The 26,204-nt window shown below is 40.5% G+C and carries 25 protein-coding genes; 19 read left to right on the forward strand and 6 right to left on the reverse strand.

Translation table 11 applies throughout. The features are described 5' to 3' along the window. The first annotated feature begins 205 nt into the window (after positions 1 to 205). The 12 genes from AAEM60_RS11515 to AAEM60_RS11570 all read left to right on the forward strand — a co-directional run bounded on the left by AAEM60_RS11515 (position 206) and on the right by AAEM60_RS11570 (position 13,913). Positions 206 to 1,381 carry a TraB/GumN family protein gene (locus tag AAEM60_RS11515; protein WP_299736909.1) on the forward strand — a complete coding sequence of 392 codons (1,176 nt, stop codon included), beginning with the start codon at positions 206 to 208 and terminating at the stop codon, positions 1,379 to 1,381. 364 nt (positions 1,382 to 1,745) lie between these two features. Continuing rightward, positions 1,746 to 2,321 carry a histidine phosphatase family protein gene (locus tag AAEM60_RS11520; protein ID WP_341357955.1) on the forward strand — a complete coding sequence of 192 codons (576 nt, stop codon included), beginning with the start codon at positions 1,746 to 1,748 and terminating at the stop codon, positions 2,319 to 2,321. Positions 2,322 to 3,640: 1,319 nt separating this feature from the next. After that, positions 3,641 to 4,465 (forward strand): M55 family metallopeptidase, encoded by an 825-nt coding sequence (locus tag AAEM60_RS11525; RefSeq protein ID WP_341357956.1) that lies wholly within the window; start codon positions 3,641 to 3,643, stop codon positions 4,463 to 4,465. A 14-nt stretch (positions 4,466 to 4,479) separates the two neighbouring features. Next, entirely contained in the window at positions 4,480 to 5,412 is a 933-nt protein-coding gene (locus AAEM60_RS11530; RefSeq protein ID WP_341357957.1) for an ABC transporter permease, read from the forward strand. Then, positions 5,412 to 6,365: an ABC transporter permease gene (locus AAEM60_RS11535; protein WP_299736918.1), complete on the forward strand. Its 954-nt coding sequence runs from the start codon at positions 5,412 to 5,414 to the stop codon at positions 6,363 to 6,365. The genes AAEM60_RS11530 and AAEM60_RS11535 overlap by 1 nt, the downstream gene beginning before the upstream one ends. A 5-nt stretch (positions 6,366 to 6,370) precedes the next feature. Next, complete coding sequence (locus AAEM60_RS11540) at positions 6,371 to 7,384, forward strand: ABC transporter ATP-binding protein (protein WP_341356374.1); 1,014 nt, start codon at positions 6,371 to 6,373, stop codon at positions 7,382 to 7,384. 42 nt (positions 7,385 to 7,426) lie between these two features. Next, positions 7,427 to 9,052 (forward strand): peptide ABC transporter substrate-binding protein, encoded by a 1,626-nt coding sequence (locus tag AAEM60_RS11545; RefSeq protein ID WP_341356375.1) that lies wholly within the window; start codon positions 7,427 to 7,429, stop codon positions 9,050 to 9,052. 87 nt (positions 9,053 to 9,139) lie between these two features. Beyond that, complete coding sequence (locus AAEM60_RS11550; protein ID WP_341356376.1) at positions 9,140 to 10,078, forward strand: LD-carboxypeptidase; 939 nt, start codon at positions 9,140 to 9,142, stop codon at positions 10,076 to 10,078. Then, positions 10,075 to 11,154: a dipeptide epimerase gene (locus tag AAEM60_RS11555; protein ID WP_341356377.1), complete on the forward strand. Its 1,080-nt coding sequence runs from the start codon at positions 10,075 to 10,077 to the stop codon at positions 11,152 to 11,154. The genes AAEM60_RS11550 and AAEM60_RS11555 overlap by 4 nt, the downstream gene beginning before the upstream one ends. A 22-nt stretch (positions 11,155 to 11,176) precedes the next feature. Further along, on the forward strand, positions 11,177 to 12,100 hold the full coding sequence (locus AAEM60_RS11560; RefSeq protein ID WP_341356378.1) for a C40 family peptidase: 924 nt from the start codon (positions 11,177 to 11,179) through the stop codon (positions 12,098 to 12,100). After that, positions 12,097 to 13,101, forward strand: a complete 1,005-nt coding sequence (locus tag AAEM60_RS11565) for an oligopeptide/dipeptide ABC transporter ATP-binding protein (protein ID WP_341356379.1) — start codon at positions 12,097 to 12,099, stop codon at positions 13,099 to 13,101. Before AAEM60_RS11560 ends, AAEM60_RS11565 begins: the two co-directional genes overlap by 4 nt. A gap of 14 nt (positions 13,102 to 13,115) precedes the next feature. Further along, a complete protein-coding gene (locus AAEM60_RS11570) occupies positions 13,116 to 13,913 on the forward strand; it encodes a serine hydrolase (RefSeq protein WP_341356380.1) in 798 nt (265 codons plus the stop codon). Positions 13,914 to 14,007: 94 nt separating this feature from the next. Here AAEM60_RS11570 and AAEM60_RS11575 read toward each other — a convergent pair whose 3' ends face one another. Further along, positions 14,008 to 14,832, reverse strand: coding sequence for an STAS domain-containing protein (locus tag AAEM60_RS11575; RefSeq protein ID WP_341356381.1), 825 nt, complete (start codon positions 14,830 to 14,832; stop codon positions 14,008 to 14,010). A gap of 341 nt (positions 14,833 to 15,173) precedes the next feature. Here AAEM60_RS11575 and AAEM60_RS11580 point away from each other — a divergent pair, with 341 nt between their 5' ends. From AAEM60_RS11580 to AAEM60_RS11595, 4 genes are all read left to right on the forward strand, one after another. Further along, positions 15,174 to 15,731, forward strand: coding sequence for a helix-turn-helix domain-containing protein (locus AAEM60_RS11580; protein WP_341356382.1), 558 nt, complete (start codon positions 15,174 to 15,176; stop codon positions 15,729 to 15,731). 373 nt (positions 15,732 to 16,104) lie between these two features. Continuing rightward, positions 16,105 to 16,416, forward strand: a complete 312-nt coding sequence (locus tag AAEM60_RS11585) for a metal-sensitive transcriptional regulator (RefSeq protein WP_341357992.1) — start codon at positions 16,105 to 16,107, stop codon at positions 16,414 to 16,416. 14 nt (positions 16,417 to 16,430) lie between these two features. Beyond that, on the forward strand, positions 16,431 to 16,637 hold the full coding sequence (gene copZ, locus AAEM60_RS11590) for a copper chaperone CopZ (protein WP_299736938.1): 207 nt from the start codon (positions 16,431 to 16,433) through the stop codon (positions 16,635 to 16,637). Positions 16,638 to 16,710: 73 nt separating this feature from the next. Continuing rightward, the gene (locus AAEM60_RS11595; protein WP_341356383.1) at positions 16,711 to 19,128 is read left to right on the forward strand and encodes a heavy metal translocating P-type ATPase; all 2,418 of its coding nucleotides are present in this window, start codon (positions 16,711 to 16,713) and stop codon (positions 19,126 to 19,128) included. 60 nt (positions 19,129 to 19,188) lie between these two features. Here AAEM60_RS11595 and AAEM60_RS11600 read toward each other — a convergent pair whose 3' ends face one another. Continuing rightward, the gene (locus tag AAEM60_RS11600; protein WP_299739536.1) at positions 19,189 to 19,488 is read right to left on the reverse strand and encodes a DUF3889 domain-containing protein; all 300 of its coding nucleotides are present in this window, start codon (positions 19,486 to 19,488) and stop codon (positions 19,189 to 19,191) included. 317 nt (positions 19,489 to 19,805) lie between these two features. Here AAEM60_RS11600 and AAEM60_RS11605 point away from each other — a divergent pair, with 317 nt between their 5' ends. After that, the gene (locus AAEM60_RS11605) at positions 19,806 to 22,883 is read left to right on the forward strand and encodes a GNAT family N-acetyltransferase (protein WP_341356384.1); all 3,078 of its coding nucleotides are present in this window, start codon (positions 19,806 to 19,808) and stop codon (positions 22,881 to 22,883) included. 126 nt (positions 22,884 to 23,009) lie between these two features. On the opposite strand, the gene AAEM60_RS11610 is transcribed toward AAEM60_RS11605, so the two are convergent. From AAEM60_RS11610 to guaC, 4 genes are all read right to left on the reverse strand, one after another. After that, the gene (locus AAEM60_RS11610) at positions 23,010 to 23,201 is read right to left on the reverse strand and encodes a twin-arginine translocase TatA/TatE family subunit (RefSeq protein ID WP_299736943.1); all 192 of its coding nucleotides are present in this window, start codon (positions 23,199 to 23,201) and stop codon (positions 23,010 to 23,012) included. Positions 23,202 to 23,257: 56 nt separating this feature from the next. Further along, positions 23,258 to 23,452, reverse strand: a complete 195-nt coding sequence (locus AAEM60_RS11615; protein ID WP_299736944.1) for a hypothetical protein — start codon at positions 23,450 to 23,452, stop codon at positions 23,258 to 23,260. 127 nt (positions 23,453 to 23,579) lie between these two features. Continuing rightward, complete coding sequence (locus AAEM60_RS11620) at positions 23,580 to 23,906, reverse strand: hypothetical protein (protein WP_341356385.1); 327 nt, start codon at positions 23,904 to 23,906, stop codon at positions 23,580 to 23,582. Positions 23,907 to 24,113: 207 nt separating this feature from the next. After that, on the reverse strand, positions 24,114 to 25,097 hold the full coding sequence (guaC, locus tag AAEM60_RS11625; RefSeq protein ID WP_341356386.1) for a GMP reductase: 984 nt from the start codon (positions 25,095 to 25,097) through the stop codon (positions 24,114 to 24,116). Positions 25,098 to 25,363: 266 nt separating this feature from the next. Here guaC and AAEM60_RS11630 point away from each other — a divergent pair, with 266 nt between their 5' ends. Next, a complete protein-coding gene (locus tag AAEM60_RS11630; protein WP_299736950.1) occupies positions 25,364 to 25,915 on the forward strand; it encodes a 2'-5' RNA ligase family protein in 552 nt (183 codons plus the stop codon). Between the two features lie 80 nt (positions 25,916 to 25,995). Then, the gene (locus AAEM60_RS11635; RefSeq protein ID WP_299736952.1) at positions 25,996 to 26,148 is read left to right on the forward strand and encodes a hypothetical protein; all 153 of its coding nucleotides are present in this window, start codon (positions 25,996 to 25,998) and stop codon (positions 26,146 to 26,148) included. Positions 26,149 to 26,204: the final 56 nt, after the last annotated feature.

Here is a 26,204-nt window from a genome sequence, read left to right on the forward strand (position 1 = left end):
GAAATAGCGCCGTTAAATCGAACGAATAAATATCAACACACCAAATTTCCAGCTTTAATCCATACAAATGGTATAAAAATACCTCAACAATCAATAACTTTCTCGAATCTAAATAGAATTTATTTAAATTTTGCCAAAACTAGTTTATCATAATGAGGTATATTCAATTTATACGCAAGTCAACGGAATTAAAGGAAGGTATCCTATGTCGACAGAAAACGAAAAGAATATTACGAGAATACATATGGATGGGAAAGAATATATTCTCATCGGAACGGCTCACGTATCGCGTTTGAGCGCAGAACAGGTAAAAGAAGTAATTGAATCAGAGCAGCCCGACACGGTTTGTGTAGAACTGGATGAACCGAGGTATCAGTCAATCGTTGAGGGAGACAAATGGAAAGACACAGACATCTTTCAAGTCATTAAAGACAAAAAAGCAACTTTGCTTCTTATGAACCTTGCAATCGGATCATTTCAGAGACGGATGGCCAAGCAATTCGGGATCAAGCCCGGTCAGGAAATGATTCAGGGAATCGAATCAGCGAAAGAAACCGGCGCCGAGCTTGTATTAGCTGACCGAAATATTCAAATCACATTTTCCCGTATATGGAATAGCGTAGGATTCAGTGGCAAGGCTAAGCTTATGACCCAAATCATATACAGCATCTTCAGTAACGATACCATTACAGAAGAAGAACTCGAGAAAATCAAATCTCAAGATATGCTTGATTCGATGCTAAATGAATTTACCCAGGTGTTTCCTAAATTGAAAACGCCATTAATCGATGAGCGTGATCAATACCTTGCTCAGAAAATAAAAGATGCTCCTGGAGAAAAAGTTGTTGCCGTGTTAGGGGCAGCTCATGTTCCTGGTATCACAAAGGAAATCTATAAAGAACATGATTTAGACAAACTGAACGAACGACCTGCTAAATCAAAATGGCCAAAGATTATCGGCTGGGCTATTCCCATCATGATTCTTGCTGTGATTGCTTATACCTTCATTTCCAATCCGGATGCAGGGATACAACAGGGAATCAGTTGGATATTGTGGAACGGTGGTTTTTCTGCACTTGGTGTAGCCATCGGATTAGGACATCCATTAGCGATATTAACGGCTTTCGTTGCAGCCCCAATCACTTCATTAAATCCACTCCTTGCAGCTGGATGGTTCGCCGGATTCGTACAAGCATATTTCCGCAGACCGAATGTCGGTGACTTTGACTCACTATCTGAAGATGTTCTAAGTGTAAAAGGATTCTGGAGAAACAAAGTAACCCGCATCTTACTTATTATTGTACTTGCTAATCTCGGGAGTACATTAGGAACAGTCATAGGTGGTGCAGATGTTGTTCGTCTGTTTCTTGAAAATTTATAGTAAGTGAAATAAGCTATCCTGTTGGGTAGCTTATTTTTTTTGGGGGGGTTTGGAATATTATGTTAAAATGAATGTATTGATAAATGTTATGGAGGTTTTTATGAACAATTTTATATCTAGATATGCACATTGGTTACTTCTCCTCTTTGTATGTTTAAGTTTTATCATGGGATTCACAATCTTCACAAATTCTTTTCAAGGGTTTATTGCGGGAGGGTTCGGGATTGTTGGAATCGTCGGAGTAGCTTTTCTTGTGCTTCAAATAGAGAGACAAAAGAGGGGGAAAGCTAAATAATTTTTATTTGATATAGATAATAATACAATATTACCCATTAAATACTCCACTCTAGAAAGGAACCGACATATGATCTATGTTATCAGACACGGCCAAACCAATCTAAACAATGAGGGCAGACTACAAGGAAGAAACGGTCTGCCCTTAAATGAAGAAGGTATAAGACAAGCTGAAAACCTAAAGCATATACTATCTCAAATTACTTTCGATTACGTCTTTTCTTCACCTCAAGAAAGAGCCATCCAAACCGCTGAAATTACCACCGGGATGAAAGCTACGGTTGATTTAAGATTGGATGTGTATGATCTGGGAGAAGCGGATGGACTGCAAAAAGGTGAAGTGAAAATGGCTGGGGTTCTCCCTGATCCTCGAATCTATAATGGTGTTGAACAAACGGATCAATACATGCAGAGAGTATTTTCATTTATGTCTGAACTACAGGTGAATCATGGAGAAAGTGAGAAGAATATCTTGATCTCTGGTCATCGTTGTACGACTGGGTGTATTGGGGCTTATTTTAAAGGAGTTCCAGAGGATCGCAATATTCTGAAGCTCTCATCTAATAATGGGGAGTATAAACAGTATGAATTCGCCGATAATCCTATATTAGGACAAACAGCAGATACCTCACTTAAAAACGTATAAATCTCCCATGAGCATTTCAATCCGGGAATAAGCCAACGGAGCAATCCGCAAATGATTACTTCTCAGGATACGTTTTTAAAAAAGATCTTTGGGTAAATAGTAAGTAGCCTTTACCCGCAACCTTGTGAGGAGAGAATAATAGGAGCTGTGACGATCGTTGCTCAATATACATGACAAATATTCCATTGTTTTGTATCAGACACATATGGCAAAAAAGCAAGCTTCTCGTAAATCTCAGAAAATTACGATCCAAATACTTTCTCAGTATACAGGTTTCTCTGAGGAGATCATTCTCGAAGCACTTGAGTTTGGAAAGTTATCACCTGATTTATCTTATAGATAATCACATACGTGTAAAGGTCTAAGAAAATTATTTTCTCCTCCAAGGTTTACCATTAGTAACCCTGTAAAATAATTGAATCATTTTTGTTACATAATTAATTTTTGAAGAATATATTGAAAAAACTAGCCTATATTTATTATAATAACAGAAAGGATTTATAGAGGAGGATCTAATGGACACCCACAGGAGTAAAAGAATCTCAAAGTTATACAGAAAGTTAATTACTTCTGATGCAACGCAAGCTTTCCTTATTTATAAAGGCCTAGATGAGACAACGAAAGCAGAATTACTGGATTTAGTGGCAGAGATGGGCTCTCAGCACTCAGAAAAACTTTTGAATAAAATAAGCTAATATACATTAACAGTGATAAAGACCTGGAGAAATGATTCCTCCAGGTCTTTTTCTTATGAAAGGTTAAAGAGGGATGAACATGGTGAATTTGAGAGGAGAGATAATTCGTTTATTATCGAAATAGTAAATATATCAGCGGAATTTCATTTCATCAGCGAACCGTAATTAGAACCTCGCTATCATCAATCAGAGGAAAACAATGTATCTACAAAAGAACATACCAAACATACAAAAAATCATAACGAGACTTTCATTTTCCTAAAATCGACTAAGCCATTGGAAATATATTTATATAATGATCATGGGTCATTTATCCTTCTCCTTACTCTCAAACCCAATGATTTATGACATGTACATAAACTAAAGAGTGCGGTGTGATTTCGATTATAAAATCCATCGCATTTTTGGTTTCTGATAAGATTTGATGATTCTAAATAACTATTTCTTGATTGGAAATGGTGGAAAATTCTTTTGAGCGAAAATAAACATAGTCCTATCTCCCTTATTTTTATTAAAATAGGAATAAATTCCTTTTTATTCAAAAAATTGTTGTAATTAGCCGAATTAATAATTATAATATTAAGAAAATTTAATAAATATTTCCTAGGAAAGGGGGGACACTATATGAATTTATATATATCGGTGGATATGGAAGGGATTACAGGCTTAGTTGATCATACTCATGTAGATTCAAGCAAGCATAATTATGAGCGCGGGAGAATCATTATGACGGATGAGGCGAATACGGTAGTATCTGCTGCCTTTGAGGCAGGCTGCGCCGAAGTACTGGTTAATGATAGCCATTCACAAATGAACAATCTGTTAATTGAAAAGCTGCACCCTGAAACAAAGTTGATATCCGGCGGTGTGAAACCATATTCAATGGTTCAAGGACTGGATTCTACGTATGATGGGGCTTTTTTTGTGGGTTATCATGCGCGGGCGTCCATGAAAGGGGTGATGTCTCATTCGATGATCTTTGGAGTTCGCAATATGTATATTAATGATATTGCTGTGGGAGAACTGGGCTTTAATGCCTATGTTGCAGGGTTTCATGGGGTCCCGGTGTTAATGGTTGCCGGAGATGATCAGGCAGCACTTGAGGCAGAAGCATTGATACCTAATGTTACGACCGCCGTTGTAAAGGAAACGATTTCCCGTTCTGTGGCGAAAAGCCTTACTCCCATGAAATCGTCTCGACTATTAAAAAAGAAAACCGAAGAAGCTATACATAATAAAAAAAATGTAAAACCTCTCACTCCTCCTGAACATCCAACTTTGCGCATTGAATTTGCGAACTATGGACAAGCGGAGTGGGCAAGCCTCATGCCAGGGACAGAACTAGAAGCAGGCACAACGACTGTACGATTTGAGGCGAAAGATATTCTGGAAGCCTATAGAGCCATGCTTGTAATGACTGAACTGGCGATGCGAACAACATTCTGTTAGAAAGTGTGAGATCAATGGGTACATATTTGTTAAAAAGGCTACTGGCCATGGTAATTACGTTATGGCTGATTGTGACATTAACATTTTTCTTAATGCATGCCATACCAGGGTCACCGTTTAATGAAGAGCGAAATACAAGTGAGATAGTCCAGCAGAATTTAGAAGCTCATTATCATTTGAATGAACCGTTAATGGTCCAATATCTTCTCTATTTAAAGTCTCTTGTTTCTTTAGACTTTGGTCCATCTATTACACAGCCATCTCAAACCGTGAATGATTTGTTGGGCAGGGGATTTCCGATTTCCTTTGAATTAGGGATGATTACTCTCATAATCGCTGTGGTTTCCGGGGTCATTCTGGGGATATTGGCTGCCCTTAGACATAACGGAATGATCGATTATATGGCTATGACGTTTGCCGTACTTGGGATTTCCATTCCAAACTTTGTGATGGCCACGTTGCTTATTCAACAAGTGGCTGTAAACTGGGGAATACTTCCAGTAGCAACGTGGACGAGCTGGCATCACATGGTTCTTCCGACCTTGGCATTAGCAACAGGGCCAATGGCGATCATTGCCCGTCTGACTCGTTCAAGCATGCTGGAAGTGTTAACCCAGGATTATATTCGAACAGCCCGTGCCAAAGGGTTGTCACCAATCAAGATTGTGTTTAAGCATGCATTGAGAAATGCCTTACTGCCGGTTGTAACCGTACTGGGTACTCTGGCAGCAGGAATATTAACTGGTACATTCGTGATTGAACAAATATTTGCGATTCCGGGAATGGGAAAGTATTTCGTGGAGAGCATTAATCAGCGTGATTATCCTGTCATTATGGGGACCACTGTATTTTATAGTGCATTTCTCATACTCATGCTGTTTTTAGTAGATTTAGCTTATGGGTTCCTTGATCCCCGTATTAAGTTACATAAGAAGGAGGCGAAATAATGGGAGTTCCAAATCACCAAGAGCCAAACGTGACTCCAGACGTGCTGGATGAGTGGTTTACACCGAAGAAGAGAAATAAAGATGATGCGGAAGCGGTGGTCAGACCTAGTCTTTCCTATTGGCAGGATGCGTGGAAGCGTCTTGTGAAAAATAAGCTGGCAATGCTTGGCTTTGTTTTTTTAATAGGATTAATTGTGATGGCCGTCATTGGCCCCATTATTTCACCCCATGACGTAACGAAGCAAACACTTTCGAACCAAAACCTGCCGCCTTCCGGTGATCACTGGTTTGGTACTGACGATATGGGAAGAGATGTATTTACCCGTACGTGGTACGGTGCACGCATATCGTTGTTTGTAGGCTTTATGGCAGCACTCATTGATTTTGTTATCGGGATTGTATATGGGGGCATAGCAGGTTACAAGGGTGGTAAAACCGATAACGTTATGATGCGTATTGTAGAAATTCTATATGGATTACCTTACCTTTTAGTTGTGATTTTATTAATGGTTGTGATGGGGCCTGGCCTGCTCACTATTATCGTTGCATTAACCGTAACGGGCTGGATTGGTATGGCCCGGATTGTAAGGGGCCAGGTGCTCCAAATCAAAAACTATGAATTTATTCTTGCTTCTAAAACGTTTGGAACAAAGACGGCACGGATCATTCGTAAGAATCTACTGCCTAATACGATGGGACCTATTATCGTTCAGATGACACTGACTGTACCGAGTGCTATTTTTGCGGAAGCATTCCTAAGCTTCCTGGGATTGGGAATTCAAGCTCCGTATGCCAGTTGGGGAGTCATGGCTAATGACGGTTTATCTACGATTCTATCAGGCTATTGGTGGCGTTTATTCTTCCCGGCTTTATTTATTTCACTAACTATGTTTTCATTCAACGTTTTAGGTGACGGTCTACAAGATGCGCTTGATCCGAAGCTAAGGAGGTAATCATCATGAATCAAGTATTATCCGTACAAGATCTCCATGTACATTTCTCGACATATGGGGGAGAAGTCAAAGCGGTTCGGGGAGTGAGCTTTGATTTACATAAGGGGGAAACGCTTGCCATTGTCGGCGAATCCGGATGCGGAAAGAGTGTAACGTCTCAAAGCATTATGCGATTGATTCCTAACCCTCCAGGAAAGGTGACGAACGGAAAGATTCTATTCAAAGGAACAGACCTTTTGAACCTGACTGAGCCACAAATGAGAAAAATACGGGGCGCTGACATTTCCATGATCTTCCAGGACCCCATGACGGCTCTGAACCCGACCCTTACAATCGGGGAGCAAATTATAGAAGGAATCCTGCAGCATAACGATGTTTCCAAGAAACAGGCCAAACAAAGAGCGATTGAGATGCTGACACTAGTTAGTATTCCAAACCCGGAAGAACGATTAAAGCAATATCCCCATCAATTTAGTGGTGGGATGAGGCAGCGAATCGTTATTGCCATGTCACTCGTATGCGAACCAGACGTGTTAATAGCCGATGAGCCAACCACCGCTCTCGATGTTACCATTCAGGCGCAGATTTTGGAATTATTCAAAGAAATCCAGCAGAAAACAGGAGTCTCGATTATTTTGATTACCCATGACTTGGGTGTAGTAGCTCAAGTTGCTGATCGGATCGCCGTTATGTATGCCGGGAAAATTGTTGAGGAAGGAAGCAGAAGAGAGATTTTCTATCACCCTCAGCATCCGTATACACAAGGGTTGCTGAAATCAGTTCCAAGGCTTGACCTTGATGGGGAAGATCTGATTCCGATACCCGGTTCACCTCCTGATTTATTTTCACCGCCAACTGGATGTCCTTTCGTTCCAAGGTGTGAAAAAGCGATGGAAGTGTGCGACCGTGTGTATCCCATGAAAACGCAGCTATCAAACAGTCACCATGTCGACTGCTGGCTTCAGGATAAACGAGCCAAAAAAGCGATGCTTTCATCGATTAGCTTAACCATCAGCTAGGCTAATTGTTTGATAGATAAATAAAATAAGAGGGGGAAGATCATGAAAAAGTTATTATCAATTTTTTTAGTGGGAATGCTCTTGTTTGTATTGGCAGCTTGTACAGCAACGAAGGATGCAGGCAGTGAGTCAAGCAATGGAGACAGCAAGAAAGAAAAGGCAGGAAAGGTGCTGAACCTTAACAATGGTGCTGAACCAACATCCTTTGATCCGCCAATAGGGTTTGATTCCTATTCATGGACAGCATTAAACAACTTGATGGAAGGGATGACGCGCTTAAACGCTAATCATGAACCCGAAGCGGCAATGGCAGAAAAATGGGACGTGTCTGAAGACGGAAAGGTATATACATTCCACATTCGTGATAATGCTAAATGGTCAAACGGGGATGATGTAACAGCTGGAGACTTCGTTTTTGCTTGGAAACGTCTGTTGAATCCGGAAACGGGATCACCGGCTGCCTTCTTGGGTTATTTCATTGAAGGTGGAGAAGCCTTCAATACAGGTACAGGTTCAGCAGATGAAGTGAAGGTAGCAGCGAAGGACGAGAAAACATTTGAGGTCACTCTAACTAGTCCACAAGCGTATTTCTTAAGCGTCATTGCGAATCCAGCGTTCTTCCCAATCAATGAGAAGGTTGCTACTGAAAATCCTGAGTGGTTTGCAGAAGCTGATACATTCGTTGCAAATGGCCCTTTTAAATTAACTGAATGGGAGCATGACAGCCACTTTGTTATGGAGAAGAACGATCAATATTGGGATAAAGATTCAGTGAAATTGGATAAAGTACACTGGGCAATGGTGAACGATACAAACACTGATTATCAATTATTCAAAACGGGTGAGCTGGATACTGCAGACGTACCGGCTGATTTAAGTAAACAGTTATTCGAAGAAGGGAAAGTGAATGTAGAGGATCAAGCAGGAACCTACTTCTACCGTTTCAATTTAGAAAAAGAACCTTTCCAAAATCAAAATATCCGTAAAGCATTTGCCATGGCGGTAGATCAACAGCAGATGGTCGACTTTGTAACAAAGAATAAGGAAAAAGCAGCTTACGGCTTCGTATCAAAAGGGTTCAAAGATCCTTCTGGAAAAGACTTCCGGGAAGCAAATGGAGATTTAGTGAAAACAGATATCGAAGAAGCGAAAGCCCTTCTGAAAAAAGGAATGGAAGAAGAAGGATACGATAAGCTTCCTGAAGTAACCTTAACGTACAGCACTAGTGATACACATCAGAAAATCGCTGAAGCCCTTCAACAAATGTTCAAGGAAAACTTGGAGGTTGACGTGAAATTAGCCAATATGGAATGGAACGTATTCCAGGATGAGCAAAAAGCATTGAAGTTCCAATTATCACGAAGCTCATTCCTGGCAGATTACGCAGACCCGATCAACTTCCTGGAGAACTTCCAAACTGGCCACTCTATGAACCGAACAGGCTGGAGTAACGAAAAGTTTGACAGCTTAATAAAAGAAGCCATGAATGAAGCGGATGAAGCGAAGCGCTTCGAATTAATGTATGAAGCAGAGAAAATCCTAATGGATGAAATGCCGATCATTCCAATTCACTTCTACAACCACGTGTACTTACAAAATGAAGATGTATCCGGTATCGTTCGTCATCCAGTTGGATACATGGAATTAAAATGGGCAGACAAGAAATAAGTGCTTGAACTACTAGTGAGTGGAGAAGACGCAAGGCTATTTGAAGCCTTGCGTTTGCTCCCTCTTTTTCTACGAAAGGGGTAATGTATGGTGATAAAAGCTTCAAAACTCAAAGTAGGAGATACAATAGGAGTCATTGCTCCTGCAAGCCCTCCGAAACCTGAACCATTAAAAAAAGCCTTATCATTTCTTGAAGAATTAGGTTTGAAAATAAAACTGGGGAAATCTGTCCATAAGAAATATGGGTACCTGGCAGGTTATGATCAAGAGCGGTTAGAAGATATACATATGATGTTCAAAGACAGTGACGTTAAAGCTGTCATTTGTGCATGTGGCGGTTTCGGTACAGGACGGATCGCATCCCGATTGGATTACAACTTGATAGGGAAAAACCCCAAGATCTTTTGGGGATATAGTGATATCACTTTTTTACATACAGCTATTCATCAACAAACTGGAATCGTGACATTTCATGGGCCCATGTTAAGTTCTGATATTGGCCTTTCGGATGTTCATAACTTAACGAAGAAGTCTTTTGAACAGTTGTTTCATGCGAAAGACATCGAGTATACAAACAAGCTATCCCCTTTAGAAACAGTTGTAGAAGGCATAGCAAGCGGTCCTGTAATCGGTGGGAACCTTACCTTATTAGTAAGCACATTAGGAACTCCTTTTGAAGTGGATACAAAAGGTAAGATTCTATTTATCGAGGATATTGATGAAGAACCTTATAAAGTGGACAGGATGATGAATCAGCTAAAGATGGCGGGGAAATTCCATGATGCATCTGGTATCATCATCGGGGATTTCAAAAACTGTGTGCCGGAAAAACGCGAACAATCCCTGACTCTCGATGAGGTGCTCAAAGAACATATTTCAGATGCAGGTAAGCCCGTACTAAAAGGATTTAAGATCGGACATTCCTCTCCAAGTATAGCCATCCCTATTGGGAGCGTAGGAAGAATGAACACGTATGACCAAACATTCATAGTCGAAACGGGAATAAGGGAGGATGAGAATAAATGAAGATAAATCGAGTGGAAACATTCAGAACGGCCGTCCCTTTACATACCCCTTTTAAAACTGCTTTACGAACCGTTGAAGTGGCAGAAGCCATCGTCGTGAAAATAACGTGTGACGACGGGACAGTTGGATGGGGAGAAGCACCCCCGACAGTCGTGATTACAGGGGACAGCTTATCAAGCATTGAATGGGCCATACAACAAGTGATCAAGCCGGCCATCATAGGTAAGAGTCTCTTAAATTATGAACAGCTTTTTCAACAATTACATTCATTACTTGTCCGGAATTCAAGCGCAAAGGCTGCTGTGGATATGGCCTTATATGATTGCCTTTCACAGTACTGCAATCTTCCACTCTATCAATTTCTTGGCGGGTACCGTCAAGAGCTGGAGACCGATTATACTGTGAGCGTTAATAGCCCAAAGGAAATGGGTGAGGATGCTGAAGCATATGTGAAGCAAGGATTTAACGTACTGAAGGTAAAAGTGGGAAAAGATGATATAGAGACAGATATTAAAAGAATTCATGAAATCCGTCAACGAATCGGGTACGATATCAAAATTCGACTGGATGCTAATCAAGGATGGGAATCGAAAGCTGCTGTCAAAGCGATTCGTAAAATGGAAGACCTAGATCTCAATATTGAATTAGTCGAACAGCCTGTACCTGCTCATGACATTGAAGGGCTGAAGAGAGTCACTGATGGAGTGGATACACTGATTATGGCAGATGAGAGTGTTTTTACTCCATATCAAGCATTTGAGGTGTTAAAAACCCGCAGTGCAGACCTGATCAATATCAAACTCATGAAAGCCGGGGGCATTTATTACGCTCAGAAAATTAACGATCTCGCGGAGGTTTGTGGTGTCGAATGTATGGTAGGGAGCATGATTGAAACGCGCCTCGGGATTACGGCCGCAGCTCATTTTGCAGCAAGCAAGAAAAACGTGACCCGATTTGATTTCGACGCCCCTCTTATGTTGGCAAAAGATATTGTCACGGGTGGCATTGAATATAACGGTCGGATGATCACGTTGCCCACCCAACCCGGATTAGGGATAGAGAGAGTACTAGTTTAAATGAATACCAGGGGGAATTAATATGACGACAAAAGCACTAATAGCAGTACCCGTATCAACCGTATGGACATCTAAGGATTCAGCCCGTGATTTGGATTCACCAGCCATTTCCAATCCTGTTCAAATCAACGAATGGTTAGATTCCTTAACACATGAAACCCGGTTGGCTCTGTGCGATGAAAACCGTATACAATCTCAAGCATTATTCGGCCAAGAAGTATTGGTGATGGAAGAGAGTAACGGTTGGTCCCATGTGATCATTCCAGACCAAGCCTCATCAAAAGACAGTCGAGGATACCCCGGTTGGGTTCCAAGTGTTCAACTTTCACAAGGAGAGCTGCCTCAAACGGATACATATGCCATCGTCAAAAGCAAATTTACGGATTTAATCAATGGAAAGAACGAGATCGAGATGGAACTCAGTTTTCAAACGGTTTTACCCGTTGTGAAAGAGCATGATCACGTTATTGAAGTGGCCACTCCGATAGGCACACGCTTCGTAAAGCAGAAAGATGTATTCATCTCATCCACGAAGCTAAACGATCAAAAGGGGAGCGGCCAAGACATCGTCACTTCAGGAGAAGCCTTTCTTCATCTTCCTTATTTATGGGGAGGGATGACGAGCTATGGGTTTGATTGCTCAGGGTTCAGCTATACCATGTGCAAGGCAAATGGTTATCTGATTCCCCGTGATGCAAATGACCAGGCAAAAGAGGGAAAAGAAGTAAAACTGGATCGATTAGAGCCTGGTGATCTCTTATTTTTTGCATATGAAGAAGGTATGGGAAGCATTCATCACGTTGGGATCTATCATGGTGACGGACAAATGATCCACTCTCCCAATACTGGGAAAACCATTGAAATTCTCTCACTGAAAGGAACCTACTACGAGAAAGAATTATGTATTGCAAGACGCTACTGGGGGGAAACGGAGGAATCATCATGACGAATCACAAACTATTAGAAGTAAAGGAATTGAAAAAATACTTTCAGCTTGAAAAAGGTAAAACCTTAAAGGCAGTAGACCGTATTTCATTTGATATTTATAAAGGTGAGACATTCGGATTAGTAGGGGAATCTGGTTGTGGGAAGTCGACTACAGGCCGTACAATCATCGGATTGTATGACAGGACAGAAGGAGAAGTCCTGTATGACGGGAAGAACGTTCATACACTCTCTGAAAAGGAAAAGCTATCCTTTTATCGAAACATGCAGATGATTTTTCAGGATCCATACGCTTCTCTTAACCCCCGTTCAACGGTGCGTGAAATTATTGCAGAACCGATGGAGGCACACAATTTATACCGGGATAAAAAAGAACAGATGGAACGTATTTATCAGTTGCTGGAAGATGTCGGACTGAATAGGGATCATGCTAATCGCTATCCACATGAATTCAGTGGCGGACAGCGCCAGCGTATTGGCATAGCTCGGGCACTGGCCCTTAATCCAGACTTCATAATCGCCGATGAACCGATTTCTGCACTGGATGTTTCCGTACAAGCTCAGATCGTAAATCTATTGAAAAAACTTCAAAAAGAAAAGGGTCTGACATTTTTATTCATTGCTCATGATCTTTCCATGGTAAAGCATATTAGTAACCGTATCGGAGTGATGTATCTGGGACATATGGTTGAATTAACAGAGAGTAAAGAGCTTTATAAAAAGCCTCTTCACCCTTATACCCAAGCCTTACTTTCAGCTATCCCCATTCCTGATCCCGATGTAGAGGACGAGCGTGAACGAATGATCATTCAAGGGGAGATCCCCAGTCCGATCAATCCACCAAGTGGCTGTGTATTCAGGACCCGTTGTCCTGTAGCCATGGAAGCGTGCGCCAGCTATAAACCTCAATGGAAGGAAGTAGAAGAAAAGCACTATGTAGCTTGTCATCTGTATGACAATGAAATCACCAAGGATCATGACGAAGTAGCGGTCACAAAGTAAAGGATGAATAGTGGATGAATGAGAAATTATTAGAGGAAAGAATTCTGTGCGCTATAGATAAAAAAATAGGCAGGGGCAGGGTCAGCGTAGTCATTGACCTGCCATCATACTCCATCCAAATCAATAATGAAACTCCTTATTCTGCTGCAAGCTTAATCAAGGTTCCGATTTTACTTGAAGGCTTTCGGCAGGCAGAGCAAGGTAAAATCGATTTAAATGATACGGTAATGGTCCCTAAAGAGGAGAGAGTGGGAGGGGCAGGAGTGTTGAAAACACTCTCCGAAAATATTTCATTGACGGTAGAAGATCTCCTCACGCTCATGATCATTGTGTCGGATAACACCGCGACGAATCTCATTATCGACCGTCTTGGGTCAGATGCAATAAATAGCCTTTGTAATTCTATAGCATTAAAACACACTAAGCTTAGTCGGAAACTGATGGATTTTCAAGCAATGAAACAAGGCTATGACAACGTCACCTCTGCTTCTGATATCATCACTTGCTTACGTATACTGGATCAGGGGCAAATATTCAGTGAGCAAAGCAGGGAAAAAATGCTATATATATTGCATCAGCAGCAACTTGATACCAAGCTCCCTGCGAAAATGGATAAGGATAAAGTCTATATAGCAAACAAAACAGGTGAGTTACCTGGTGTTGAACATGATTGTGCCATTGTTCGGTGTGAAGAAAAAACTGCCTACATAGCTGTATTAATTGACGAACTTGGAGAAAACGAATCTGCTCGGGACACAATTGCGGAAATCGGGAAGCTTCTATATGATTATTTAACTAAACCTGATTTGTAAAAAAAGCAATGTCAGGCCAAATACGTTATCCTTTTTGTTATTAAATGTCATCTCGTTCCATCTCGAAAAAAACATTATCCATAATAAAAGCATCCTAAATCCAAAGGATGCTTTTTGTCTTTTGTAAATGTATAAGCGCCGTATGAAGACTGGCGAACGTCGGAATATGCTTAATGACGATACCCAGGTTGACCATTGTTTGAGCAATTTCAGGTCTGATGCCTGTTAAGATGGCTTGAATTCCTGCTAATTTGAGTGCCGCTACCACTTTGAAGAGTTGGTCTGCAACCATTGTATCCACAACCGATACCCCTGATAAATCAATAATTAGATAGCTCAGCCCCAATGCCGATCCTTGTGAAAGAGATCTTTCCATTAAATCCTTAGCACGGTCTGAGTTGATATCTCCTATAAGCGGCAAAATGGCAATCGTATCAGTCATCTTCACAATCGGGATCGATAGCTCGGAACTAATTGTTTCAGAAAGGGGGTGAGAATAGGCAGTCGTAAGGCGGTATATGGCTCGATCTACACCAGAATGAAAAACAGAAAGAAGTTCATAAAAGGATTCAATTGACAGCTCGCTCTTAATGGCGTCTGTTTTAATCATTTTCCCGATCTCATCCCGAAAATGGTGAAGATCTTCTATCGCTACCTCAAGGGATAGATCTAACTGCTTAAATAATGTACCAGATGAACATGCCCAGCTCTCAATTGATCTTTGAGTATCATGAGAACGCAGAGACTGGGCCAAGAGCTCAATCATTTCTCCTCTCCATTTCCGCAAAGATACATTTACAATATTCGGGTAAGAAGTGTCTTCGTTCGTTCTTTCTTGAATCAACTTCGCCTTTTCATCCACTATGTTGTTAATGATTTCAAGATACTTGTTTTCGTCATGAATTGCGTTCATCGACATATAATAACCTCCTACTAATGATCAAACCTGCGAGTTTCACGATTATGTAAATATATTTGGAAAATGATAGAGGAAACGCTGGATATTATGTTATGCTTTTTAATAAGGAGTACATAGGCAATGATACTAAATGAGGACGTATAGATTTCTTATGAAGAGGTCACTTTACGAATAAGAAGATTCACAACATGATGAAGATAAAAGCGTAGGTCATTTTATTACTTTCCTACCATTCTATTATATCGAATAAAACCATTTGGGAATGTTTCTGTTTAGCCACCCTCTTATAGAGTTTAACCATTGCTTTTCTGCCATTAAGGTTCAGAAAGGGGTATTGAGGATTGAATAAAAGAACTTGGCTTATTAAGTTAAGAAAAAGGAAGAAGATGACCCAACAGGAAGTGGCTTCGAAAGCTTTTATTGAAAGATCCTACTATGCTCAAATCGAGAACGGGATCCGTAAACCGAGCAGTGAGGTCACCGTCAAACTGGGAGAAGTGTTGGACTTTCACGCATCCAGCTTTAATCTTGAGGAAAATCCGTTCTCGATTGCCTTAAAGAATGCCCCTGTCGTGCTCGCTCATTGTGATACTCAATTACGCTATACCTGGATCTTCAATACTCCTGATTTAATTCCAGATGAACATATAGGAAAAACAGACGTTGAGCTAAATGATAATGAAGGAAATCGGTCATTAATGAGGTTGAAACAGGAGGTTCTGGACAAGAACTCTCCCATCAATCGAGTAATCTCGATTTCGTTAACTACAGGAACAGTATCCTATCAGGTGTATGCCCACCCCTTATTAAACGAAGAGGGCACCATTATTGGTGTCGCAACAGCTTCTACGGAAATAAATACCTACACCCCAACAGATGAGATCAACAAACATTTATAATATTTAGATACGAAAGGCGTCGATTCCATTGAGGATACGCGCTTTTTTATTTGGTGAAAATTCTTGGCTCTCTCTCTTCAGACTGGAATTCTCCAACTTTAACCTATAAGCTAAAGCGCATTCAACATCGGGAGGTTTTCTATAGTTATGAGCATATATACGTCATGGTGTAGAAGAATTTTCAGTGTTATGAAGGATTCCGATAGGGTGTTGCCTCTAGAATAAATCAATAATAAAGTATCAAATCATATTCCTTTACATACCATAATGGGGTATAGTATATTGTGGGTAAGGAGGTGGGAAGATGACCGCTGAAAAGAATGAAAAAGATTCTGAAATTAACCCATCCGTGATTCAAGAAGAAGAGCGTGTGATGGAGCATGCTACATGCTCATACGAAGGATTTCGGAAGAGTCATCACTCTGATAATGTTAAGAAAAACCTTGTGACGCGATTAAATCGTATTGAAGGTCAAATAAGAGGAATTAAAGGCTTGATTGAGCGCGATACGTATTGTGATGACGTTATTACGCAAATCTCCGCCACTCAATCTGCCCTTAACAGCGTAGCCAAAATCCTATTAGAAGGTCATATAAAGACATGTGTTCTCGACCGAATTCAAGAAGGTGACACAGAAGTATTAGATGAATTTATGATTACAATCCAAAAACTTATGAAAAAATAAAGGAGAGGTTACAGATGCAAAAAGAAACGTTAACAGTGGAAGGTATGTCTTGCGGACATTGCGTTAAAGCAATTGAAGGAAGTGTTGCTAAATTAGACGGTGTGAAATCGGTGCAAGTAAGTTTGGAAGAAAAGAAAGTAGAAGTTGAATTCGATGATTCACAAGTAAAACTTAATGAAATTAAAGAAACAATCGATGATCAGGGATATGATGTAGTGTAAAAATACTGTGCTTTCTCAGCACGGTTTTCTTTTACAGAAAAGCATACCCCGTATAGGTATGGAGGGTTGATAAATGGCTCAGCATAAAGAAACCAGTATAGATATAACAGGAATGACTTGCGCTGCTTGTGCGAATCGAATCGAAAAAGGATTAAATAAAATGGACGGTGTAGAAAACGCATCGGTTAACTTCGCGATGGAGAGAGCAGCGGTAAAATACAATCCAGAAGAAGTGAAACCAAGTGACCTTCAAAAAAGAATTCGGGATTTAGGTTATGACATACAACTTGAAAAAACCGAGTTTGATATTACCGGGATGACCTGCGCTGCTTGTTCTGCAAGAATCGAGAAAGTATTGAATAAACAAGAAGGAATACAACATGCAACGGTTAATTTAGCCTTAGAAAAAGCAACCATTGAGTATGCCCCCGGGACTATCACTACAGATCAAATCATTAAAAAGGTTGATTCAATTGGCTACGGTGCAACAGTGAAAAATGATGAAAATCAAGAAGAACAAACCGATCATAAACTTCAAGAGATTCAGAAGCAAAAACGTAAGTTCATATGGTCACTATTGTTATCTTTGCCCCTATTATGGTCAATGGTCAGTCATTTTGAATTTACATCTTTCATCCCATTACCGGATATCTTAATGAACCCTTGGATGCAAATGGCTTTAGCAACACCTGTACAATTTATTATCGGGAAACAGTTTTATACAGGGGCTTATAAAGCATTAAAGAACAATAGTGCCAATATGGATGTATTGGTTGCACTTGGTACATCTGCTGCTTACTTTTACAGTGTGTTCCTTGCTTATCAGTCCATTGGATCCGGAATGCATATGGTTGAGTTATATTTTGAAACAAGTGCCATTTTAATCACACTCATTATTCTCGGAAAATTGTTTGAAGCCAAGGCGAAAGGTCGTTCTTCTGAAGCCATAAAGAAGCTTATGGGCCTTCAAGCGAAAACAGCAACGGTGGAAAGAGGCGGGAATGAAGTCGAAATTCCTTTAGAAGACGTTGTAGTTGGAGATATTGTATTCATCAAACCAGGTGAAAAAGTTCCTGTAGATGGAGAAGTCATCGAAGGTCGTTCAGCACTTGATGAATCGATGATTACAGGAGAAAGCGTTCCGGTGGATAAATCTATAGGTGATACATTAATCGGTGCCACAATGAATAAAAACGGATTCCTTAAAATGAAAGCTACAAAGGTAGGTAGAGATACAGCTCTGGCACAAATTATCAAAGTGGTGGAGGATGCTCAAGGTTCCAAGGCTCCTATTCAACGGTTAGCGGATACAATATCGGGAATATTTGTCCCTATTGTTGTAGGGATTGCAGTCCTTACATTTCTTGTCTGGTACATTTGGGTTGAACCAGGTAATTTTGCAGAAGCACTTGAAAAACTTATTGCCGTACTTGTGATTGCCTGTCCATGTGCCCTTGGATTAGCGACCCCGACTTCGATAATGGCAGGTTCCGGGCGTTCAGCTGAATTCGGGATTCTCTTTAAAGGCGGAGAACATTTGGAATCCACTCATGGAATTACAACCGTTATACTCGACAAAACGGGTACTGTTACAAATGGTGAACCGGTTTTAACAGATGTAAAAGTGGAGACTGGTTTTAATGAAGAGGATTTTCTAGCTTTGGTTGGAGCGGTGGAACGGTCTTCTGAGCATCCACTTGCTGTTTCAATTGTTAAAGGCATTAAAGAAAAAGGGATTACTTTATTAGGTAGTGAAGATTTTGATGCCATACCAGGCTATGGTGTAAAAGCTAAAGTAGAAGGTACAGAGGTGGTCATCGGTACCACAAAATTGATGGAACAAGCGGGTGTTCACACCGATTACGTATTAGAAACAAAACAAGCTCTTGAAACAGAAGGGAAGACGGTTATGCTCGTTGCTATTAATGGGAACTATGCGGGCCTTGTCGCGGTAGCGGACACTATAAAAGATACTTCGAAACTAGCCATTCAACGGTTAAAGGATATGGAGTTAGAAGTCATAATGATTACTGGTGACAATCAGCGAACCGCTGAAGCAATTGCAAAGGAAGCTGGAATTCACCATGTAATTGCGGAAGTATTACCTGAAGGAAAAGCAAGGGAAGTTCAAAAACTGCAGAAGGAAGGAAAGAAAGTCGCGATGGTCGGGGATGGAATTAATGATGCTCCTGCACTTGCCATGGCGGATATCGGAATGGCGATCGGTACAGGTACAGACGTTGCCATGGAAGCTGCCGATATTACACTTATCCGTGGCGACTTGCACAGTATTGCCGATGCTATCTTCATGAGTAAGAAAACCATTCGTAATATTAAACAAAACTTGTTCTGGGCCTTGGCTTATAACTCACTGGGCATCCCCATTGCCGCAATGGGATTCTTAGCACCATGGCTTGCCGGAGCTGCAATGGCATTTAGTTCAGTGTCGGTTGTATTGAATGCCCTGAGATTGCAGAGAGTGAAGCTGTAAACTTAAAAGAGATCAAAGGATTGAATCCTTTGATCTCTTTTAATGTTCAGAACCTATTATTTATCGATCAGTTTCCCTAAACTTGATATCAATCAGTTTCTCGGTATCCGTTTCAAACTGAATGTCCACAAACACACCAAATTCTTTACCGCCACGTTTTAACCATAGCTTAAACTTCTCGGTTGATACCTTTGATCCGTTTTCCTTCCCAATATGAAGATAGTCGACGATCGCAGCATCAGGATATTTCTCTTTCGTCTTTTTCACTGCCAGACTTCCCCATTTAGCATAGGAGGGAATCTCTTGTTGAGCGTGTACGGGTTTCACGTCAAGTATTGCCGTGTTGGCAATAAAATTCATGCAAAGCACGATTGACACATACAGTTTCATTTTCAATACAATAACCTTCTTTTTATCTTATAGGTTGTCTAGTCTAGCTGAAATTATTCTGCATTCTGCATTTTCCATTTAACTTACAATTACATAAGAAATGAAATTTTTCTTTTAGTTAGAATATTCTTTACTTACTCAGCATAAAATCTTAAACTGTGGATGAGGAAGAAAATCTTTCCATCTAAATGAAAGGGGGCGATGACGATGATTAAAATCGTCGATGCAATGCAAAAAATCACTGAGGATGAGGTTAAATATATTAAAACCTAGCGTAGGAGGACATTATGAAGACGACGCTTGAGCAAGTGAAAATCGTAGAATATCATGAAGGTTTAGCAAAAGGGATCGCAAAAATGTGGAATGAAAGCCGTGAAAACTGGGGTGGGGATTCCGTTGTCACAACGGAACAAGACGTGAAAGACAAAGAAGCTAACTCCACGAATCTCCATTTATTTATAGCGATGGTGGGAGATGAGGTGGCCGGTTACTGCGGATTATCTGAATATCGAGAGGATGAAGGTGCCCTTTACATCCCTCTTCTGAACGTGCACCCCAATTATCAAGGCTTGAAGATCGGTAAACAACTCGTATTGAAAGCAGTAGAAAAAACTGTTGAATTAAAATGGCCAAGACTTGATCTATTTACGTGGGCGGGTAATACAAAAGCCGTACCCCTATATAAAAAATGCGGATTCTTCTGGGAAGATCGCGATGACACTGTTCATCTAATGAATTTTATCCCGATGGTGCTCCAAATTGACTGGCTGAAGTCGTTTTTTGAGAAGCATGATTGGTATACAACCAGTCAGCGCCTGATTGAAATCAAACCAGACGGCCTGAAAGATAAAGACCATACGTATTATGAATACAGATGGGAAGCGGGTGATGAGTTCGTCCGTATTCAATTTGAACGAACCGGGCGAGGCATTCGTTTAATCGAAACGCAGGATTTATTATTAGAAATGAAGCTTCCTGACTTCAAGATGCTCGAGAAAAAAGAACACTATGTGACGTATCATATAGAAAATCGCAAAGAGAACCCAGTTGAAATCTCCCTAAGAGGAGTATCATCTTCACATGTACAGCATGAATTCCATAAGAGCGTTTTAGTGAAAAAGAATTGGTTGGGGCAATTCCCTATAATGCTCACTATGCCAACCAGGCAACCAAGTCCTTGGAAGAAGCACCCGACTGTTGGGGTGACAGTTGAATTTGACGGTCAATCAGTCCCTCTTACCCTAGGGATATTTCCTAAACAAGCGGGGAAGCTTCAGTTAAGAACGGTAAAGAAGAATTGGAAACCCCATGGAAAAGGAATGCTCTATCTCGACTTAGAAAGCCAATTAAAAGAAGAAACTACCTGGACGATCAAACTGCCTGTAAATAAGGTATTGGATTGGGAAACATCAAAAGTGATGGCAAAAATCGAAGGGAATAAGAGAGTTTCGATACCAATTCCGGTCCAGCTTTTGAAGAATGGCTTTTTGTCAGAAGAAATAAATGTAGAGGTTGAACAGAAAAACGGGGAAGTGACTGCTTTTGCCACTCGGCTGTCATTGGCTCTACCAGGTTTTGGGGCGAAATTTGGTGGAGAAACAGACGAGCATTGGTCAGGGTTCAATGGCCCACATTATGTTGAGATTGAAAAACGGAACCATATCGTTAAAATTGGGTCTATGAGTTCAACCCAAGATCCGATAACGTTCTTCACACCTAAATTTGGAAAACCATACAGTGAAGAATTTTCCAAGAAAGAAGCATCCTCTGTGGAGTATATTGAGCTTCCTGAAGCATTTGTGATCAAAACGACTTTAGAATCCGATGCCTTTTCGTCTATGCTTCTGAATACGTATTTTACTATTTACGGTGATGGCTTAGTGGAAATCAAGCATGAAGTGGTGAATACCGGAGGAGAAGAAAGGAAGCATCTTTCCCTCATTCAGCCTGTTTTTATAAGCTTTGAAGGAATGGCTATCCCACAAAGGAATGGAGTCTTAGTCGGGAATGAGTCACTTGTTCCATTTATGGAATACATTCGAGACAAGGATTTGACTGAACGATGGATTTTCACAAGTTCTTCCTTGGGAGATACAATCGGGCTTGCTTGGCCGAAAGCAGCCCTTGGAAGAAAAGATGATTGGCGAATGGCTCTGGAATATGAAATCGACCGGATTCAACCCCGGGAGGAAATGTGTTTAGGTCCGATCCAGGTCGGAATCAACACGTCTAACCACTGGTCTAAGTGGCGGGAATTGGTGGGTGGATATGAAGAAGCAACGAAAGAGCTACCTTTGTATACTCTAGAAAAAGCCGGTGGGGAGGTTATTTCGTCTGTTGGTGAAAGGGTAGATTATTTTTTCAGTTCCATGCTGACCCCTTATATTCATGGTGAATTTACCATTCAATCAGAAAATGAAACATTTGTGAAAGAAGTGAGTAAAGCAGAGTCAGTAACACGTTTGAATCTTGGGATTGAACATGCATCACCAGGAGTGAAATGGGTAGCTGGGGAATTCCATTCCCAAAGTCATTTCGGAAAAGTAGAATCTCTGCAACTCGTTAAGGGTAAGAGGGAGGTAAAGGTTGAGGGGAACGAGGATGTCTGGTCTGTAGATAATGGCGTCATTTCGTTTAAAGCGTCATCTGAATATTATCCTGGTATCTATTCATTATCGATTGATGGTAATGAAACCTTGGATCATCAATATCCAATCCCGGGTCCAAGGGCGTGGTGGAACCCATGGGGGGGAGGTATCAGATACTCTTTCCAAGCCGTTAGTTCCTATTCAATGTTGAAAGAGAAGACCGCAATAGGATCTGTAACAAAGTTGGATCAACATGGCCATCAGTGGGCAGGGATTTGTTTGACAACAGAATTCAAGGAGCATGAAAAGATGAAGGGGATTGTTCTTCGTCAATATGCGTTAACACTTCCAGAAGTGCCGGTACTGGCTGTATACGCAGAGATTCAGCAGAATTCGGGAAGGACGTTTACTGAAGAGTTGCTGGATTTGGAGGCTTTCTTCAAGACCGGTGAGACATTAACATCCAGTTTCGTTAAACTTCCAACACAAGGAATTTTTCATAAATACTATGCAGGAGCAGAGGAATTCGTATTGAGAGATACACCTTTTGTTACGATTGGATCAGATGAACATCAAGAAACTGTAACGTTCGTTCATTCAAACACGAGAAAACTGTCAGAAGCTTATTTGAACCAAGATGTGCTCCTAGTTGCGTCAACAAACAAGTGGTCTGCAGCAACGGGTGAAACCATCGTTGTAGAACCGAGTATCCTATTTTACGGTGAAACACAGTCTACACAAGCCATCAAACCACTGCAACACATCAAATTCACTTAACAACTGCGCGAACCTACTAAATAGTAGGTTCGCGTTTTTTTGGGGATCAGGGACGGACCTTTAAAAGTTAAAAGACGCCGATGAATGGGGATTTTGGCTTTTTAGAGGTCCGTCCCTATATACTAATTATTTATCTTGAGTAATATTCTTCTCACCTTGATCTTTGTCTTTGTCGTCCTCCATCAATCCACTTACCGCCTGTTTAAATTCTCTCAAAGACATACCGGCAGCTTTTCCGAGCTGTGGAAGTTTGCTTGGTCCAAAGAACAGGAGTGCAACGAACAAGATTATCGCTATTTCACCGAAGCCTAGGTTCATTTTGATTTCCTCACTTTATTATAGAAGTAGTATTTGAAAGGCAACATTGCTTTAGCTTACTTTAAGTCGAATATTTCAACAATGTCTTTCCACTTAATCATCATATCCCAAGAGAATCGAGGGACGGATGAGATGATGCTATTTCCGCTCATTTCTGCAGATACCAATATGGTACCGACAAAACTAAGTATGAAAAGGGAACAGAAGATGTAACAAGCAATGGATTCCTTACGATATTCATAATTTCTCATTTGAATACACCTCATTTTTATTTAGTTTTCAATGATCAATATTTTTTTATAATTGGGCAATACAAATAGACCCTTAACTATAATGAAAAAAAAGTTTATGACCAAATGTTATTTATGAATGTAAGAATCAGAGGTAATTTGAGTGGTACATGACAACTTCAAGAAAGCCCAATGAATCTGGGAAGATAGCAGCATTAGACACACTTCCTGATAAAGGGATCAACCTGAATTGTAATGTAGGAAGGATTGTAGCTTTGTTAGAAGTCATACCATCTTGTTTCTGGCCCAGGGAAGGGACCACGTCGAGGATCATATCTGCATCGGTTAAATGCACATGGTCAGAAATAGTAGCCACATCATCAATACTTGTCAAAGTCGGGCTTTGATTCTGTTGTTGAACGGGAACTGTCCCAAACATCATGCACAACACCATCAATAATAAAAATCTCACCACAGTCACCTCACCTCCCAAGATAATATTAAAACTAATTATATCTTATATTCCCCCGGTGTCTATAACTTCTTAAATGAATGTAAGAAGCACGGACCTCCAATTGACAAAAACTTGGATAATCCGGATAGTATAGAGATATAGAGGTCCGTCCCTAATAAAAAGAGCCGGATACGAATGTATCCGGCCCAAGTCATGTTTAATAAGAGATTAATATACTTTGTCTCCGTTGAAAATTGAATTTTTCACTACTACATAATCTACTGTCCGGATTGCTTCAAGCTTTGTACCGCCAGCATAGGAGATAGAGGATTGAAGATCTTGTTCCATTTCGACCAATGTATGTTCCAGCGATCCTTTATGTTCAACAAACATTTTTTTACCTTCAACATTTTTCTTTTCGCCTTTTTGGAACTCTGAAGCTGATCCAAAGTATTCTTTGAATAGCTTGCCATCTTTTTCGATTGTATCTCCTGGAGACTCTTCATGACCTGCGAATAGGGAGCCGATCATCACCATGGACGCACCGAAACGAATGGATTTTGCAATATCACCGTGGGTACGGATACCCCCATCAGCGATGATTGGTTTTGTAGCGGCTTTTGCGCACCAACGAAGGGCAGCCAGCTGCCAGCCGCCTGTACCAAAGCCTGTTTTGATTTTCGTGATACATACTTTCCCTGGTCCGATTCCCACTTTTGTGGCGTCGGCACCAGCATGTTCCAATTCTCTGACAGCTTCAGGAGTACCTACGTTCCCAGCAATCACAAAGCTTTCTGGTACGTGCTTTTTAATGTGTTGAATCATGCTGATTACAGCATTGGAGTGACCATGTGCAATATCGATTGTAATAAACTCCGGTGTCAGCTTTTCTTCCGCTAACTGCTTTACAAATGCATATTCTTCTTCTTTTACTCCTACAGAGATAGAAGAAATCAATCCGCGAGCTTTCATATCTTTAATAAATGAAATTCGTTTTTCAGGCTCAAAGCGATGCATGATATAGAAATAATTATTTTCAGCTAAGTATACAGCGATTTTTTCATCAATAATGGTTTGCATATTGGCAGGAACAACCGGTAATTTGAACGTATGTCCACCCAGTGTCACACTTGTATCACATTCAGAGCGGCTATTCACCACGCATTTTGCAGGAATTAATTGAATATCTTCGTAATCAAACACATTTTCCATTATTACACCCCTAAACACGAATATTAAAGTTTGGTTGTTTTATAAATGTTCGTCCATAAGGTAATTTACATCATTTTCTTATCAATGTCAAAGATTTTTATCATTTTAAGTGAAAAGGCTTTGGATTTTGGCACAGGTATTGATTCAACAAGTATTTAAGCGTTTGCAAATAAGAGTTTAAAAACACACTGAAAGAGAGACTATGTTACAGTATAAAGAAGAAGGGCTTATGAACAAATCTGTATAACAGTAAAGGTGGTTAAGCTATGTACTGGGTAATCGCTCTATTCGATGAAAAGACTGAAGAGTTGATACAAGAAATATGGAAGGAACTGACCGTTAAAAATATTTCTTACTATGAGGAAGAAATCAACGATGCACGGCCCCACATTACGATAGGGAGTTATAAAGAATTAGATAAACAAACATACATAAACGCATTAGAGGAGTATTATGAGCATAAAAAACCAATCGATATCACCCTCAACACCGTAGGGTCATTCCTAAACTTCGGAACTCTATTTTTCTCCCCGACCATCACAAGAGAACTACTTAACTTTCATACGGATCATCATGATTTCTTTCACCAATTCAATGAAACCGCTAATCCACTCTATCTTCCTGACAACTGGATCCCACACTGCACTTTAGCCAATAAGCTTTCACCGGAAAAATTATCTCAGGGCTTCAAGCATTGTTTAGAAAGAGGAGACTCCATTGAAGGGAAAATAACAGGAATTGCCTTAATTGAACTCATCGATGATTCCAAGGATTGCATAGAGGCTCCGATTGTTTATTCAAAGTCACTACTGGAATAAAATGAATCATTATTTGCAGTGGCGTTTTTTGGTTGATTATGGTAACCTGGCGGAGAACGATTCTTCCAGGAGGAACACCAATGATGGAACTTATCAATATTATTTTTTTCCTTTTATTCATCGCATGTAGCATAGAGATCTTCACAATCGGAAAACAACAGAAACAAATGAATGCGACTATCCAAGAGCTGAGAGATGTTCTTAAGAAATTAGTAGATCAAGACAAGTTGTAGAATGTGCGGGGCTTGCTTTGGAATAAGCACCCTCCTTGAATCAAATAACAACAAAA

This window comes from Rossellomorea sp. y25, from assembly GCF_038049935.1.
Taxonomy (GTDB): Bacteria; Bacillota; Bacilli; order Bacillales; family Bacillaceae_B; genus Rossellomorea.

Excerpts from the sequence above, each read along its gene's own strand:
- AAEM60_RS11515 (WP_299736909.1), top strand. The coding sequence starts at position 206 with ATGTCGACAGAAAACGAAAAGAATATTACGAGAATACATATGGATGGG.
- AAEM60_RS11520 (WP_341357955.1), top strand. The coding sequence starts at position 1,746 with ATGATCTATGTTATCAGACACGGCCAAACCAATCTAAACAATGAGGGC.
- AAEM60_RS11525 (WP_341357956.1), top strand. The coding sequence starts at position 3,641 with ATGAATTTATATATATCGGTGGATATGGAAGGGATTACAGGCTTAGTT.
- AAEM60_RS11530 (WP_341357957.1), top strand. The coding sequence starts at position 4,480 with ATGGGTACATATTTGTTAAAAAGGCTACTGGCCATGGTAATTACGTTA.
- AAEM60_RS11535 (WP_299736918.1), top strand. The coding sequence starts at position 5,412 with ATGGGAGTTCCAAATCACCAAGAGCCAAACGTGACTCCAGACGTGCTG.
- AAEM60_RS11540 (WP_341356374.1), top strand. The coding sequence starts at position 6,371 with ATGAATCAAGTATTATCCGTACAAGATCTCCATGTACATTTCTCGACA.
- AAEM60_RS11545 (WP_341356375.1), top strand. The coding sequence starts at position 7,427 with ATGAAAAAGTTATTATCAATTTTTTTAGTGGGAATGCTCTTGTTTGTA.
- AAEM60_RS11550 (WP_341356376.1), top strand. The coding sequence starts at position 9,140 with ATGGTGATAAAAGCTTCAAAACTCAAAGTAGGAGATACAATAGGAGTC.
- AAEM60_RS11555 (WP_341356377.1), top strand. The coding sequence starts at position 10,075 with ATGAAGATAAATCGAGTGGAAACATTCAGAACGGCCGTCCCTTTACAT.
- AAEM60_RS11560 (WP_341356378.1), top strand. The coding sequence starts at position 11,177 with ATGACGACAAAAGCACTAATAGCAGTACCCGTATCAACCGTATGGACA.
- AAEM60_RS11565 (WP_341356379.1), top strand. The coding sequence starts at position 12,097 with ATGACGAATCACAAACTATTAGAAGTAAAGGAATTGAAAAAATACTTT.
- AAEM60_RS11570 (WP_341356380.1), top strand. The coding sequence starts at position 13,116 with ATGAATGAGAAATTATTAGAGGAAAGAATTCTGTGCGCTATAGATAAA.
- AAEM60_RS11575 (WP_341356381.1), bottom strand. The coding sequence starts at position 14,832 with ATGTCGATGAACGCAATTCATGACGAAAACAAGTATCTTGAAATCATT.
- AAEM60_RS11585 (WP_341357992.1), top strand. The coding sequence starts at position 16,105 with ATGGAGCATGCTACATGCTCATACGAAGGATTTCGGAAGAGTCATCAC.
- copZ (WP_299736938.1), top strand. The coding sequence starts at position 16,431 with ATGCAAAAAGAAACGTTAACAGTGGAAGGTATGTCTTGCGGACATTGC.
- AAEM60_RS11595 (WP_341356383.1), top strand. The coding sequence starts at position 16,711 with ATGGCTCAGCATAAAGAAACCAGTATAGATATAACAGGAATGACTTGC.
- AAEM60_RS11600 (WP_299739536.1), bottom strand. The coding sequence starts at position 19,488 with ATGAATTTTATTGCCAACACGGCAATACTTGACGTGAAACCCGTACAC.
- AAEM60_RS11605 (WP_341356384.1), top strand. The coding sequence starts at position 19,806 with ATGAAGACGACGCTTGAGCAAGTGAAAATCGTAGAATATCATGAAGGT.
- AAEM60_RS11610 (WP_299736943.1), bottom strand. The coding sequence starts at position 23,201 with ATGAACCTAGGCTTCGGTGAAATAGCGATAATCTTGTTCGTTGCACTC.
- AAEM60_RS11615 (WP_299736944.1), bottom strand. The coding sequence starts at position 23,452 with ATGAGAAATTATGAATATCGTAAGGAATCCATTGCTTGTTACATCTTC.
- guaC (WP_341356386.1), bottom strand. The coding sequence starts at position 25,097 with ATGGAAAATGTGTTTGATTACGAAGATATTCAATTAATTCCTGCAAAA.
- AAEM60_RS11630 (WP_299736950.1), top strand. The coding sequence starts at position 25,364 with ATGTACTGGGTAATCGCTCTATTCGATGAAAAGACTGAAGAGTTGATA.
- AAEM60_RS11635 (WP_299736952.1), top strand. The coding sequence starts at position 25,996 with ATGATGGAACTTATCAATATTATTTTTTTCCTTTTATTCATCGCATGT.